11 protein-coding genes are annotated in these 15207 nt (G+C 36.5%); 6 read left to right on the forward strand and 5 right to left on the reverse strand.

What is annotated here, in order from left to right; translation table 11 throughout:
• Positions 1-6: 6 nt before the first annotated feature.
• The gene (locus QZU77_RS00170; RefSeq protein WP_295598191.1) at positions 7-222 is read right to left on the reverse strand and encodes a hypothetical protein; all 216 of its coding nucleotides are present in this window, start codon (positions 220-222) and stop codon (positions 7-9) included.
• 141 nt (positions 223-363) lie between these two features.
• Positions 364-1281, reverse strand: a complete 918-nt coding sequence (locus tag QZU77_RS00175) for a hypothetical protein (RefSeq protein WP_295598194.1) — start codon at positions 1279-1281, stop codon at positions 364-366.
• A 243-nt stretch (positions 1282-1524) separates the two neighbouring features.
• Between QZU77_RS00175 and QZU77_RS00180 the strand changes: the two genes are divergently transcribed.
• Positions 1525-3057 carry a 2-isopropylmalate synthase gene (locus QZU77_RS00180; RefSeq protein ID WP_295598197.1) on the forward strand — a complete coding sequence of 511 codons (1533 nt, stop codon included), beginning with the start codon at positions 1525-1527 and terminating at the stop codon, positions 3055-3057.
• A 196-nt stretch (positions 3058-3253) separates the two neighbouring features.
• A complete protein-coding gene (gene albA, locus QZU77_RS00185; protein WP_295598199.1) occupies positions 3254-3538 on the forward strand; it encodes a DNA-binding protein Alba in 285 nt (94 codons plus the stop codon).
• On the opposite strand, the gene QZU77_RS00190 is transcribed toward albA, so the two are convergent.
• Positions 3535-4194, reverse strand: coding sequence for a PHP domain-containing protein (locus tag QZU77_RS00190; protein WP_295598202.1), 660 nt, complete (start codon positions 4192-4194; stop codon positions 3535-3537). The two genes, albA and QZU77_RS00190, sit on opposite strands and share 4 nt — an antisense overlap.
• A gap of 6 nt (positions 4195-4200) precedes the next feature.
• On the reverse strand, positions 4201-5232 hold the full coding sequence (locus QZU77_RS00195) for a DUF1786 domain-containing protein (protein WP_295598205.1): 1032 nt from the start codon (positions 5230-5232) through the stop codon (positions 4201-4203).
• A 95-nt stretch (positions 5233-5327) separates the two neighbouring features.
• On the opposite strand from QZU77_RS00195, the gene QZU77_RS00200 reads away from it, so the two are divergent.
• From QZU77_RS00200 to QZU77_RS00210, 3 genes are all read left to right on the forward strand, one after another.
• Positions 5328-6629, forward strand: a complete 1302-nt coding sequence (locus QZU77_RS00200) for a TrpB-like pyridoxal phosphate-dependent enzyme (RefSeq protein WP_295598207.1) — start codon at positions 5328-5330, stop codon at positions 6627-6629.
• Positions 6630-7262: 633 nt separating this feature from the next.
• Positions 7263-8042: a ParA family protein gene (locus tag QZU77_RS00205; RefSeq protein WP_295598210.1), complete on the forward strand. Its 780-nt coding sequence runs from the start codon at positions 7263-7265 to the stop codon at positions 8040-8042.
• The gene (locus QZU77_RS00210) at positions 8042-8602 is read left to right on the forward strand and encodes an AAA family ATPase (RefSeq protein WP_295598213.1); all 561 of its coding nucleotides are present in this window, start codon (positions 8042-8044) and stop codon (positions 8600-8602) included. The genes QZU77_RS00205 and QZU77_RS00210 overlap by 1 nt, the downstream gene beginning before the upstream one ends.
• Positions 8603-8801: 199 nt before the next feature.
• On the opposite strand, the gene QZU77_RS00215 is transcribed toward QZU77_RS00210, so the two are convergent.
• Positions 8802-9914 (reverse strand): radical SAM protein, encoded by a 1113-nt coding sequence (locus QZU77_RS00215; protein WP_295598216.1) that lies wholly within the window; start codon positions 9912-9914, stop codon positions 8802-8804.
• 618 nt (positions 9915-10532) lie between these two features.
• Here QZU77_RS00215 and QZU77_RS00220 point away from each other — a divergent pair.
• On the forward strand, positions 10533-15170 hold the full coding sequence (locus QZU77_RS00220; protein ID WP_295598219.1) for an Ig-like domain-containing protein: 4638 nt from the start codon (positions 10533-10535) through the stop codon (positions 15168-15170).
• The last annotated feature ends 37 nt before the right edge of the window (positions 15171-15207 follow it).

Genomic DNA, 15207 nt, shown 5'->3' on the forward strand with positions numbered 1-15207 from the left:
TTTTTCCTACTTTATTCCATTTTCTTTTATTTTTTTTCTTAATTCTGCTATTTCCTTGTCTTTTTGTGCTAGTAGTAGTTTGTTTTCTTTTAGTTGTTGTTCACTTTCTTTTAGTTGTTGTTGTGTTTCTGATCGGATTTCTTCTATTTGTTGATTGGCGTAAGCACGTTCATAAGCTATTACCTTGTTTAGGCATAATTCCTTGAAATTGTTTTTAATCATTTTCAGTAACTCCAGTCTTATAATGTGCGAAGTTTAGAGGGTTCAATCCATTTTAACTTTCCAATCGCTTTTTTGATTATAGGAATTATTGTGATTATCTTTGTTGTAATAAAAGTTAAAGGTAGGAAATAGTTTTTTTTCCTAGTTTATTCCATTTTCTTTTAGTTTTTTTCTTAATTCTGCTATTTCCTTGTCTTTTTGTGCTAGTTGTTGTTCGTTTTCTTTTAGTTGTTGTTCACTTTCTTTTAGTTGTTGTTCGTTTTCTTTTAGTTGTTGTTGTGTTTCTGATCGGATTTCTTCTATTTGTTGATTGGCGTAAGCACGTTCATAAGCTATTACCTTGTTAAGGGATGATTCCTTGAAATTGTTTTTAATCATTTTCATTAACTCCTTTCCTTCATTATCATTTTTAAAATATTTCCTAACCATTAATTCCTGGACGTAGAGTATGTCACCTTTCAATTCTTTTTTAATGGTCTTGTCCTCATTTAGAAGCCTTATCACTTTTTCGGTTATGATTTTTCCCTTGTTTTTTGGAGCAAAAACTGGAAGAAATGCTAAATCTAGGGATTCATCATCGCTTAATTTAGCATGTTTGTTAATAATTTTGTCCTCTAGATTCTTTAACCTTTCGCATATTTCATCCAAAGTGATTTCTATATAAATGGGTTTTAGAATATCTGTTTTTGTTTGATAGTATTCCTTGATTGATGATTTTGAGTCTATTGTCATTATAATGACGCTCAGGACAGGCAATCCATATGTTGTTTTAGTGTAATCCTTGTAATCGGCTATTGCCCTGATCTTTTCCATGTCAACAGGGCTTGATTGATGCTCAATATTGACCAGCATCTTTTCAAATATTTCCTTGTTGTCTGGTTTTGCAAGTACCAGCCAATCCATTTCACGCTCGCTTCCGTCACGACGGATGATTGTCGTTGGATAGTTTCTGACAAATATTCCCGGCAGCTTGAAGTAATTGTATAGTATTTTTGGGCGTGTCGCTTCAAAATATTTGAATGTCACGTCATTTGGATGATGTATTTCACTCACCAACATATATTCTTCACCTCAAAATTTTAATTTTTTTTTGAGATTTCGAAATCTTCAAATGTCTAGGCTAGCTTATATTATAATTTGATTGAAGCATATATAAACTTTTAACAACTCTAAAACAATATTTATGTTAATATATTAAAAAAATAAGCATTTTAAAGCAAAATCAATATTGATTTTTCCGGGTTATCAATATAAATTTAAATATGATAGGGTTTAAATAGAATGTTAAAAGACGGTGATGCAATGAGAACCATAGATAATATCAAGAATGAACAATTGAATTTGGCCGAAAAGATATATATTTTTGACACCACCCTAAGGGATGGCGAGCAGACTCCCGGAGTGGCCTTGACTGTTGAGGATAAGATACAGATTGCTCAAAAGCTCAATAACCTTGGAGTCGACAAGATTGAAGTGGGCTTTCCGGCATCTTCACAGGGTGAAATGGAATCCGCACGTAAAATCAGGGCCATGGATTTGGATTCAACCATTGTTGGCCTTTCAAGATCACTTAAAGGGGACATTGATAAGTTAATCGATTCCAATCTGGATTATGTTCATCTTTTCATAGGCACTTCCCCATTGCATCGTGACTACAAGCTCAAGATGAGCATGGATGAGATAGTCTCCAGGGCTGCTGATTCAGTGGAGTATGCCAAGGACCATGGCTTGACAGTCGAGTTTTCAGCCGAGGACGCCACCCGCACCGAAAGGGATTACTTGTTTAGGGTCTTTGATGAGGTTGTTGGTGCTGGCGCTGATTTCCTTGATGTTCCAGACACTGTAGGCATTCTCACTCCGGTTTTGACACGTGACCTAGTAAGCGACATTAAGGACAATTTCCAGGTTCCCATAAGCGTTCATTTCCACAATGACTTCGGTCTTGCAACCGCCAACACATTGACAGCAATCGAGTGCGGAGCCAACCAGGCCCATGTCACCGTCAACGGCTTGGGTGAGCGTACAGGAAACTGTTCTCTTGAGGAATTGGTGATGACCCTCAAGTCCGCCTACGGGTTTGATTTGGGCCTGGACACCACCAGATTATATAGCCTCTCCACATTGGTCGGCCGCCTGACAGGGGTAAAGATGCCAGTCAACAAGCCTATCGTCGGGGACAATGCCTTTGCACATGAGTCCGGAATTCATGTTCATGGAATCCTCAACAACGCATCCACCTATGAGCCGATGTCACCAGAGATGGTTGGACATTCCCGCCGCATCGTTCTTGGAAAGCACACAGGCGCCAATGCCTTGAAATCAAAGCTTAAGGAGTATCACATTGACTTGGACGCTGACCAGTTCGACAGGGTTTTCAGTGAAATCAAGTCCCTGGGAGACAGCGGCAAGTGCGTCACCGATGATGACCTGATTGCTATTGCGGTCACCGAGCTGGCTTCAGCTAGGGAGACTCCTATTGTACTTAAGGGCTTGGGCCTCTCTTCCGGGGGAGGAGTTTCACCGACCGCCACTGTCAGGCTCGAGATTGATGGCGTTGAAAAGGAAACCGCTTCCACTGGCGTGGGTCCTATTGACGCGTCATTGAATGCTATTCGTGACTTGCTGAAAGGTGAGATTGACATGGAGCTTGAGGAGTATAATCTTGAGGCAATCACAGGCGGTACTGATGCTTTGGCTGAGGTGTTTGTGATATCATCCGATTCCATGGGCAACCGCTCCAGGGGAAGGTCGACCGATCAGGACATTGTGATGGCAAGTATCAAGGCAGTTCTCGATTCCATCAATAAGCTGTTATTAATCCAACGGTCAAATTAATTTTACATATTTTTAATTATTTTTAAATTTTTTATCATTTATTTAATATATATTTAATTGATATTATTTTGTATAATTTATTTCATTTTATTTAATCATTTTTTAATTTTTTTTCTTAATTATATGGGAATGATTTCAAAATTTATGTAAAATTTTATATACATTGATTTATAAATTCTATAATGGTGAGTTTAATATGGAAAATAATACAATTTTTGTAGGTAGTAAGCCTGTTATGAATTATGTATTGGCTGTTGTAACACAGTTTAATGAAGGCTCAGATAGTGTGCTACTTAGAGCAAGGGGAAAAGCTATTAGTCGTGCAGTCGATGCTGCAGAAATAGTTAGAAACAGGTTTGTACCAGAATCAGATGTTACGGATATAAGAATTTCCACTGAGGAAATTGAAAACTATAACAACGAAAAAACCAACGTTTCTATAATAGAAATTTTAATTGAAAAGAGCGACGACTCTTTTTAATCAAATTTCTTTAAAAGATTTTTTTCAAAAAGGTACTTAGAAAGCAATATGTTCGATGTTCCCTTTCCATGAGCCTCTACTTTATTTTTTAATATTGCTTTAAATACACTGTCAATATCTTTTTCACAGTCTATCATGCTGTAGCAGTCGCCGACGAACTTCCAGTAATGTGCGTCGCTTGCACCAAGTGTAGGGATGTTTTCTCTAATCGCCAGGTTTTTAGCCTTGTTGTTGCAGTACCCCACGATGAACCGGGCGTTTCTGGTCTCTAGGGCATCTATTTTAAGGTCATTGTAGTCGCTTTTGCACAGGAGTCCGTGACGGTAAAAGCAGTACGGATGGGGAACTATTGCAAGACCCCCCAAATCATGGATTCTGTCGATAGTATCCTCGGGTGAAAGTCCGCGAGGTATGTTTTCCTCACACCCAAAACCAAGGATATGGCCATTGCTTGATGAAATCTCTATTGATGGAATCGCCAGTATATCTGTGTTTCTTGTTTTTCGCATTACTTCACTTGTTCCGTCGACGGTATTGTGGTCGCTGATGGCGATGATGTCAACGTTCCTGCTTCTTGCAACATCAAGTATGTCATCTATTTTCGAATGTGAATCCGGTGAGTATTCACTGTGAATGTGTGAGTCCATTTTAAGCATTTGAATCTATCCCTGCATTGTCTTTATAAGTCCCACTGTGCCTGTCATCATCACATCTCCTCCCGGAGCGGCGTGATGCCAGTCAAGATTGGTCTTTTCAATAAGCTCCCTTTTAGGGCCGCTCACGATCACCTTTTCAATTTCACTTATCGGGTTCAGCACATGGGCTCCGTGTCCGTGGTCATTGTAGACCTCCTCATGTGTTATCTCGCCTGAAGCCAGCCTTTTGATGTACCTTTCAAGTGACTCGCCTGTGAGGCTTGAGGTGTGATGCTCGAAGACCCCCTGTATCTTTCCGCCCTCAATGGATGCGGCGGTGGTGTGGCCGTTTCCGATGTCGATGACTATATAACTGTTTAACTTTTCAGCTATCTCATCATAGCACATTCCCGCAATGGATGCGAACTTGGTGTCCATAACAAGAGGCAATTCATCTATTCCCTCATTTGCCACCTGCCTTCTTACCGCCTGCATTCTTGTAAAGTAATCCGGCAAGGTGTCATCCCTGAATCCGAACTCCAATGGTGAGATGGGTTTTTGAACCTTCTCGCGTATCTTTTCAAACCTGAAGTCACGGTCGCCCATGTCGGGGCTGTATCCGTGGTCCTGAACGGCGATAGCAATCTCATCGAAATCGAATTCAAGGTCATAGCCCAGCAGGAACTCGCTGAGCTTTGTGATGTTTATGTCTCCAAGGGTTATTCTTGTGAATGATTCATAGCTTTCTTTATTGTCGGCTATTTCAATGCCGAATGACTTGACCTGCTCGAGGTCGTCCCTTATTGTTTTAGCGCATGTCGGTTCCATAACCACCCTGTATCCCTTTTCCATATGCTCGAGGATGGTGTTCTTTATCTTTCCCCCGCCCATGATGTCCCCGTCAAAGTAAATGTCGTTTTCACATTCCCTTATCATTTGGGAGATGTAGAGGTGCGGTGAGGGCAGCACCAGCTTGATTGAGTTTTCAAGTTCCTTTTCCGTGTCGTATATCATGATGTCCTGTGTTCCGGTTCCAACATCTATTGCTAAAATTCTCATATTTGTTAAATTGTTTTTTATAATATATAATAATAATTAAGTGTACATTTTTGTACAACAAAGTTTTAAATAGTACATTAATGATATTATTATACATGACTTACAAAATAGAATTATCATCAGATGAAGTGCCAAAGACCTGGTACAACATGCTGGCAGACTTACCGGTTCCTCTGCCTGCACCTAAAAACAGTGAAGGCAAGGACCAAATAGCATCACTACAACTTGCATTCACTAAAGCAGGACTGGAACAGGAATTCGCAACAGACAGATACATTACAATACCAAAGGAAGTAAGAGAATTATACATGGAAATGGGAAGGCCATCCCCACTGGTTAGGGCAAACAAGCTCGAGGAATACCTCAACACCCCAGCCAAGATATACTTCAAAAGGGAAGACTCATCCCCAACCGGATCACATAAATTAAACTCAGCAATTCCACAGGCATACTTCGCCAAAAAGGAAGGTGTCGAAAGGCTCACCACCGAAACCGGAGCGGGCCAATGGGGTACCGCATTGTCACTCGCATGTAATCTGCTTGACATTGAATGTACAGTATATATGGTTAAGGTGTCATTCAACCAAAAGCCTGACCGCAAAAACATAATGCACATCTACGACAGCAACGTCTACGCATCCCCAAGCGAAAACACCAAGGTCGGCCGTCAGGTCCTTAAGGAAAACCCAGAACACCCAGGCTCCCTCGGTGTAGCAATATCTGAGGCAATGGAAGAGGCATTGGAAAACGATGAGGTCAAATACTCCCTTGGAAGCGTATTGAACCATGTCATGCTTCACCAGACAGTAATCGGCCAGGAAATGAAGACACAACTGGAGATTGCTGAAGAGGAGCCGGACGTGATGATTGCATGTGCAGGAGGAGGAAGTAACCTTGCAGGATCACTCTTCCCATTCATCAAGGACAAGATTGACGGAAACTCAGACACCAAATTCATAGCAGTCGAGCCAAGCGCATGCCCAACATTGACAGAAGGAAGGTATGACTATGACTTCGGAGACTCCAACGGATTCACTCCAATGCTCAAGATGTTCACACTGGGCCATGACTTCGTAGCACCGTCAGTGCACGCCGGCGGATTGAGATACCATGGAATGTCACCTATAGTTTCACTCCTGACCAAGGAAGGCTACATCGAGCCAAGGTCAGTTCATCAAAGGGATTGTTTCGAGGCAGGCATAACATTCGCGCGCAACCAGGGAATCGTTCCTGCACCTGAAACCACACACGCAATCAAGGCCACAATCGATGAGGCATTGAAGTGCAAGGAGACAGGCGAGGAAAAAACCATTGTCATGAACTTCTCTGGTCATGGAATGCTTGACTTGAAGGGATATGCAAGCTATTTTGAAGGAACAATGCAAAACGCAAAATAATCCTTCATTTATTTTTTTTAGACCAATTTAGTTATAAGTTATAACTTATAACTTTTAACAATTTTTTTTAAACAATTGATACTCCCTGGTTTTAGCCTAGTGTGGCATAATGCTTTACATTTGAAACATATCCCTATAATTTTTAGAATGATAAGACTTTCAGTTTTCATGTTGATTAAATTGATGATTTGATTGATTATATCATGCTTTCATTTTTGCCTCTTCAAGTTGCTTGATCATGCATTAAATGATTTTACTTATAACTTATAACTTGTAACTTATATCATATAACCTATAACTTGCAAGTGCTAACGAATAACTTATATGTGAAAACGAATAATTTATAAGATAGAAGTTATAAAATATAACTTATTTGTTAAAAGTTAGTTATGATAAGTTATTTCTTAAAACTTATTTTTTATAATTTAGAAGTTTTAACTTAAAACTTATTTCCTATCCCTTAGAAGTTAGAACTGATAAGTTATTTCCTTTAAGTTTTAATTTAAAAGAGATAACTTAATCCTTTTAACTTATACTGAATAACTTAAAAGTTATTCTTTAGAACTTTGAGTTTTTAAGTTATAATTCATAACTGATAACTTAAAACTTATCAGATATAAGGAGAATTCTTTAATGAGTGAAGTAATAGCGGTGATGAATCAAAAAGGAGGCTGCGGTAAAACAACAACCGTTGTGAATACTGCAACATCCTTAGCAGTAATGGGTAAATCTGTTTTGGTCGTGGACATGGATCCACAAGCCAATGCCACAACAAGTTTTGGCATCGACAAGACTAAGATAGAAAATACAATCTATGATGCTATCATAGGGGATATAAATGTTAAAAAAGCAACAATTCCTACGTTTATAAAAAATTTGTTTATTATCCCAAGTAATATATCCCTCAGTGGTGCAGGAATGGAGTTATCTAAACGCGAAAATTACCACATAATACTAAAAGAAACTCTTAAAGATGTAGTCCCATTATTCGACTACATATTCATTGATTTGCCTCCTTCACTAGGTGTCATAACAGTCAATGCATTAGTAGCTTCCGATAGCGTACTCATACCTATCCAAGCTGAGTATTATGCCCTGGAAGGAGTTGCCGATTTAATTAATACAATAAAACTAGTCGAAAACAGACTCAGAAGCCCAACACCCATCAAAGGAATTCTCCTAACCCTATTTGATAAAAGAACAAGGCTAAGCAAAGACGTCCACAAGGAATTGAAAAACTACTTCGGAGAATCAGACCTTCTCTTCAAGACAATCATTCCAAGAAACATCAGGCTGGCTGAAGCGCCAAGTTTCGGAAAGCCATGTCTCATATATGATCCGGACAGCACCGGAACAAAAGCATATCTAAAACTGGCTAAGGAAATCCTCAAACGAGACGGAGAGGATGTATAATGGCTAGGAAAGGACTTGGAAAAGGATTGGATTCCTTAATTCCCAACATCTATGATGAAAACTTTGACAGCAACTCCCCGCAATCCCTGGAGGACATGCTGAAAGGCGAAGAGGAAGAGACTGTTGAGGAAGTCATAGAAGACATTGAATCCAAAAAAGAAGATGAGCAAGTAAAAGAAGAGGAAACTCCAGAGGAAGAGTCCCCTTCAGATGATGAGGAAGAAGAGGTTGAGGAAAATGTTCCAGAAGAAGAGGAGCCGAAAGAGGAAAGTCAAGATGATGATGACCCATCCAAAGACATACCTGGCGATAAAGATAGCGAAGAAACTGTACAAACATCACAAGAAATCAAAATCCAACAGGAACATGTAGATGAAGTAAAGGAAATTGTGGATAAAAACCCAAGAATCACATTATGGTCTTCAAGATCATCTGCAGTGTTCAGGTATTTGAGAAAAACCGAACCTGAATTCAGCATATCCAAGGAAGCATCCGTCTTGATTGAAGAGGCTGTCGCCAAGAAATACCCTGAGATTTGGGCATTGTTTGAAGACTTATAATATATTATACTCTCTTTTTTTGACAATATATTTTTTACACTTGAAAATATACTGACACTATTTTTACACTTGAAACCATCCTCTGTATATTTTACAAAAACCGATTATATTCTATTTTTTATATATTGTTTATTTCAATTCTACAATATAAAATGATGAAAAAAAGTTCCCTCAATCACTAATTATTGAAGCATGCTTCCTAGAAATCAAAAGTGGTTTGATATTCACCACTCAATTTAATATATGGCTCAGCCCTATCCACAACAACACCCAATTTTCTCAACTGTTCTTTATTGGAGAATGGCATTTTTTTCCGGATAGATATTATTTGATGCGCTGATTTTATACCAATACCCGGAACACGGATCAACTCCACAAAGGGTGCCGAGTTTATTTCTACCGGGAATATATTCATGTTTTTCGCAGCCAAAATCTTCGGGTCCTGGTCAAGTGACAGCCTATCGTTTTCATCAAACACCAATTCCTTGACATCATAATGATAATCATTAATCAAACTATCGGCATTATAGAGCTTAGCCGTCCTATCAGTTGAGCAGGCCTGCTTGTTTTCAAATTCAGTTTCATCTATTGGAGTGAATGCTGAAAAGTATGTTCTTTTCAAATCGGATTTCTTGTATATTTTCTCCATTCTACTCAATATTTCCCTGTCCGTTTCATCATTCGCACCAACAATCAGCTGTGTGGTGTGGGTGAAATTCGGATATGTGGTGCTCTTGTTCTGATACCGGTTAAGCCAGGACAATCTTTTCAGTATGTCCTTGTTATAATCCTTGGTTGATGAGAGCTCCGCAAGGCCGGATGGTGTTGCGGCTTCAATGTTAATGCTAACGCGATTCGCCAGCGACATCGCCCTTTTAATCGAGTCACGACTTGCCCCTGGAACGACTTTAAGGTGAATGTAGTCATCATACCCGTACTTGTTTCTTAAAAGATGCACGGTTTCTATTTCCTTCTCCATTGTGGAGTCCACATCACCTGATATTCCTGAACTTAAAAACAGTCCGTTCACCAGTCCCCTATTATAGTATCCGAGGAATGCCTTTGCAAGTGCTTCCGGTGACATTTCAAGTCTTGTGAAGTTTCTGCGTGATTGGTTGATGCAGTACTTGCAATCGTTTTTGCACTTGTTGGTCAGCAATGTCTTGAAAAGCGGGATCTTGCATCCGTTATGACCTGTTGCCTCATAGATTCCTGGGAGGTTCACCTGTGATGATTTGTTATGGCTTACGTAGTCGCATAAGTCATATTGTGCGGAATCTGTTAGGATTTTCATTTTTTCTAGTGTGGTCATATAATAATATATATGTGATTTTTACAATTAAAATATATTGATTTATCTGATATGTTTTGTATACTATTAAACTTAGAGTGTATTTTTTTTGGATGTATATTTTATCGTGTTGATCGTTTTTTGGATAAATTTAAGTGATGAGGTATCTAATATGATATTTTCGTGTTACTTTTTTTATTCTATTTTTTACAATATATTTTTTCTTATCATTTTTCAGTGTTCGGGAATTTTTAGAATATATTCAGTTTTGATTAAGCGTCCTTGAATTTTTTTGAATGTTATTTTTATGTCAATGTTATATTTGAATGTTGTTAAATATTTTTTGTATTAGTAAATTGTATAATTTTTTCGTGATAATTATTCAATAATGAAATATTAAGTTAATTTTTTTGTTTAATCGTATAAGTTTATATATGATAACTTAGTTATGTGTAAATTAACTGCTGGAATTTATAATTTTAGTGGTTGTATAATTGCATAATATTAATATTATGTAACTAAAATAGGCGTTCACGTATAAATATTCACAATATTATATACAATTGATAAAAACTATTATGACTATTTATTGTGCTTTTCTATTTTATTGATAAAAAAATTTTAAAAAGAGGTATTAAAATGAAAGTAATACACAAGATTTTTGTTATTGTTTTGCTACTTTCTTTAATATTTTCCGTAAGTGCAGTCGCTGCACAGGACATCGAGGAAAATATGACTTTCGAGCAAGGCAATATGGGGGAAGTTTCAGATGAAACGCTAAATGCACCTGCTGAGGAAACTCTGGAGGTTAACTCTGTCGAAGAAGAATCTTCAGTTAACGCTGCTGAAGATGATGATGTAATTTTAAAAGCTAGTGAAAAAGATCAATTGGCTGCTGATGAGCCAGCTAATTTTTCTGTAATCAGTAAAGCAATTGACAATGCTAAAAACGGTGACACTATCTATTTGAACGGTTCAAATTATGTTTCTAATGGAGATCGTATTTATTTTCAGCAAAAAAACTTAACTATAGTTGGTGGATCTAGTTTAGGTGATGGAAAATATGCAACATTAGATGCTAGAGGATTGAGTTCTATATTGTCAATTTCAAATAATGAAAATACTTATTTTTATTATGATTATTATGACAGTGATTGGAATTGTGCTGTTACATTGGATTCAATAATATTTACTAATGCTGATGTGGCTATTAGAGCGGCATGTCATTTAAACATTAATAACTGTTATTTTATTAACAATTCTCAGGCAATATTATTTAAAGATTGTATACGGTTTGAAGATTATTATTATTACGGTGGATATTCCTACTCTCCTATTTATAATTTAAATGTTTTAAATTCATATTTTATAAACAATACTCGTCGATATGGTAGCATTGTAGATGTAACTAATTCGCCTAAAACTCATACGACTAGTATGGATAATCCTAGGGACTATGGTAAAAAGACTTTCAGGAACTGTTTATTTGAAAACAACACTGCTAATTATGGTGGTGCGATTTCTTTAGGATATGGTGCAAATATTCAGGACTGTACATTTATTGGAAATTCTGCTCATTTTGGTGGTGCCATATATCATACTCAATCAACTTATTACAGTCCTAAATATGGAAAATATGTTGTAACAAATGTAATTAATAATTCTATTTTTATTAATAACAGTGCTGTTGAAGGGGGAGCTATCTATGGAGATTTTATCAATATCACAGGTTCCAAATTCATTGACAATGTTGCTACTTTCTATGGTGGAGCATTGAATATTAAAAGTTTCATGACAATCAATATTTCAAACAATGAATTTACAAATAACTATGCTCCTTATTATAATTCACATTCAATGTTTATTACCACAATAGAGGAATTAAATTCAGTGAATGTTGATTTCAGTGAAAATATCGTAAACAGTGATAAAACTGAAATTTACTTTGACAAGCCTGTAACAGGATTGTACACCTATATTTTGGATGGTACTACAGTCCAGTTCTGTGAAGGTAATATTAAAATATATGCTTTAGTAACTGATGATGAAGGAAATAGGATATCTACAAGAGAGTTCAGATTCCTTGTAGGTGATGAGGAATTTGTAACAAGAGTATTGGACAGTGTTGCTGAAATCGATTATCAGGCAACAATTGCAAATGACAACGGCAAGATTGTAAGTGTAAATACCACTGATTATAAAAATGTTTACACCGGTAAATTGGAGATTATTCCATTTTCAGTTGTTTTCGATTTTGAAGATTACACAGGAGCTATGGGTACAGCAGTTAAGGTTCCCGTTTATGTGAATGATGCATCGGGCCATCCATTGGAAAAAACTATAATAGCCAGTTATAACGGTCATGAAAAAGAATTAGTTTCATATAATGGTATAGCGCATGTGTTAATCAGTTTACCGCTTGAAAAAACCAGTTTTAATTTAGCTGTCGAATGTGATGGCGAAGTTAAAGTGCGTAAGGTTTATGTAATGGATCCTCATGACGATACTGCAATTGTAATTGACATGGCGGAAAATGAAAACGGATACATTGGAAGAACAATTACACTTCCTATCACAGTACATGATGGTAAAGGAAACGGATTAATCGGAGATATAAGTGTTTCTTATAATGGAAAAACAAGAATAATGCCATTAATTGATGGTCAGGCTGATGTATTGGTTAGTTTGCCAGTTTATGAAACTTCATTTGATTTAAGCGTATCATTTAAAGGAACCAGTAAGATTTGTACAATAAATGTCATTGACCCGGTTTCAGAAATTGAAGCAAGCATTGATTTGCCACATAATGTAACTGGAAACATTGGTGAAGGAATCATCATTCCAGTTAGTGTCGTTGACCAGGATGAAAATCCATTAACAGGGGATATCATTATTTCATATAATGACCAGGAAATAACAAGAAGTTTAAATACAACCGGACAATATGGAATAGCAATATCCTTGCCGCTTCATGAAACTTCATTTGAATTGACAGTTAATTATAAGGGAAATATTAAGTCATGCCTTGTTTATGTGATTAATCCAAATAAAATTACTCAAATTCTAATCAATGTAAATGATACTTACACTTCCGAACCAGGTAAAAGTATAACAATTCCGGTCAGTGTAGTTGACCAAAATGGAAATCCTTTGTCTGGTGAGATTTTCATTGAATATAATGACCATGAGAAAAATGCAACATTGACTGATGGTAAGGCTGATATAGTAATAGGATTACCAGTCACTGAAACTTCATTTGAAGTCGCAATCTCTTATAATGGACACACAAAAATTACTCAAGTAAATGTAGTTGATAACAAGCCTCATGTAAATTCAATAATTAATTTGCCTGAAACTAAAACCGAGAACATAGGAAAAACTATTGTGATACCGGTTTATGTTACAGATGAAAACGGAAACCACATGCAGGGTGATGTGGTAATTTATTATAATAATAAGGAAACAACTCAAACACTAGTGAATGGACATACCAATATTATTATAAGCTCACAACTTCATCCAACATCATTTGAAGTGACTGTAGCTTATAAAGATAAACAGGCACATTGCCTCGTTGATGTTATTGATCCAAATCCTGTCAAACCTGTAATTACCATGCCTGAAAGTGAATCTGGGCATGTTGGAAAAACAATCATTATTCCGGTTAAAGTATTTGATGAAAAAGGAAAACCTTTGCAGGGAGAAATTGGCATATACTATGAAGGTAAGGAATTTACAGAAACTTTACAGAATGGCCTTGCTGACGTTGCTGTAATCTTGCCTGACACTCCAACCACATTCAATTTAACAATTGCTTATGGCGAAACATCTAAAGATTGCTTAATCACAGTTAAAAATGCATCTGATACTAGTGAAACCAATGATACTACAGTAGTAATCGAAATTGAAGATGATATAACCGGTTCTGTTGGAAAAACAAAGATTATTCCAATATTTGTTCATGATGGAAAAGGCAACCCATTAAATGGTGAATTAATTGTCACATACAATAATAATGAAAGGGAAATTAATTTGAAAAATGGAAAAGCTAACATTGTTTTAACTTTGCCTTCAAATCCAACAACCTTTGATTTAACTATTATTTATGGAGAAATCTTTAAGATTACAAGTGTCATTGTAGTTGATTCAAATAACCCTATGGGGGACTTGACTGAAATCACTTCAAACGGAACATCCATTGTAATTCCATTCCCAAAAGATGCTACTGGAAATGTTACCGTTAACATTAACGGTAAAGAGTATAATGGAACTGTAGTCAATGGTGAAGTGATTGTAAACATTGATGATTTGCCTGATGGTGAATATGGTGCAGTAGTTTCCTATTCAGGTGATGGAAACTATTCCGCCTCTGAAAAAACCGTCACAATTATCATTAAGGATAGTGGTGTCGTTGATTCAAAACACCCGTTAGCCAATATCACTGATGTGGAATCTAATGGTGATGGATTATTGGTTATTCCATTCCCTAGCGATGCTACAGGTAATGTGATTGTAACCATTAACGGTAAAAATTACACTGGCACAATTGTTGATGGTAAAGTGGTTTTAGACATAAAAGACTTGCCTGCCGGAAATTACACATCAATTATATATTATTCAGGGGATGGAAACTACACCAATTCCACAAAAACTATTGTGGTCATTAAAGATAATACTGCAGTCAGTCCAGATAATCCAATGGGTAATGTTACTGAAACCGAATCTAAGGATGGTTCTATCAGTATTCCGTTCCCTAATGATGCAAGTGGAAATGTTGTTGTTAACATTGACGGCAAATACTATAATGGTAAGGTTATTGATGGAAAAGTAGTTTTAGATGTTAAAGACTTGCCAAACGGTAATTATAATGCTAATGTTTACTATTTGGGTGGCGGAAATTATTCAGCATCAGCCAGGACTATCATGTTCATTATTAAAGAGACTAATAATAACAATCAGCAAAATACTCCTGTCAAACCGCCTGTTGTAAATAAAAAAGCATCTAAAATCACAGCTAAAAAGAAAACCTTTAAAAGAGCTAAGAAGGTTAAAAAATATTCAATTACCTTAAAATCCGGCAAAACTCCAATTAAAAAAGTTAAAGTTACAATTAAAATAGGAAAGAAAACTTACAAGGCTAAAACTAACAATAAAGGTAAAGCAACCTTTAAGATTAAAAAATTAACCAAAAAAGGTAAATATAAGGCTGTAATTAAGTTTAAAGGTGATAAAACATACAAAGCGTCAATTAAGAAGGTTAAAATCACAATAGTTTGATAAATTAATAAAGATTAAAAGAGGTAATTAAAATGAA

Source organism: uncultured Methanobrevibacter sp., assembly GCF_902774605.1.
Classification (GTDB): domain Archaea; phylum Methanobacteriota; class Methanobacteria; order Methanobacteriales; family Methanobacteriaceae; genus Methanocatella.

Bases quoted from the DNA above. Each gene is read 5' to 3' on its own strand.
- QZU77_RS00170 (WP_295598191.1), bottom strand. From the start codon at position 222: ATGATTAAAAACAATTTCAAGGAATTATGCCTAAACAAGGTAATAGCT.
- QZU77_RS00175 (WP_295598194.1), bottom strand. From the start codon at position 1,281: ATGTTGGTGAGTGAAATACATCATCCAAATGACGTGACATTCAAATAT.
- QZU77_RS00180 (WP_295598197.1), top strand. From the start codon at position 1,525: ATGAGAACCATAGATAATATCAAGAATGAACAATTGAATTTGGCCGAA.
- albA (WP_295598199.1), top strand. From the start codon at position 3,254: ATGGAAAATAATACAATTTTTGTAGGTAGTAAGCCTGTTATGAATTAT.
- QZU77_RS00190 (WP_295598202.1), bottom strand. From the start codon at position 4,194: ATGCTTAAAATGGACTCACACATTCACAGTGAATACTCACCGGATTCA.
- QZU77_RS00195 (WP_295598205.1), bottom strand. From the start codon at position 5,232: ATGAGAATTTTAGCAATAGATGTTGGAACCGGAACACAGGACATCATG.
- QZU77_RS00200 (WP_295598207.1), top strand. From the start codon at position 5,328: ATGACTTACAAAATAGAATTATCATCAGATGAAGTGCCAAAGACCTGG.
- QZU77_RS00205 (WP_295598210.1), top strand. From the start codon at position 7,263: ATGAGTGAAGTAATAGCGGTGATGAATCAAAAAGGAGGCTGCGGTAAA.
- QZU77_RS00210 (WP_295598213.1), top strand. From the start codon at position 8,042: ATGGCTAGGAAAGGACTTGGAAAAGGATTGGATTCCTTAATTCCCAAC.
- QZU77_RS00215 (WP_295598216.1), bottom strand. From the start codon at position 9,914: ATGACCACACTAGAAAAAATGAAAATCCTAACAGATTCCGCACAATAT.
- QZU77_RS00220 (WP_295598219.1), top strand. From the start codon at position 10,533: ATGAAAGTAATACACAAGATTTTTGTTATTGTTTTGCTACTTTCTTTA.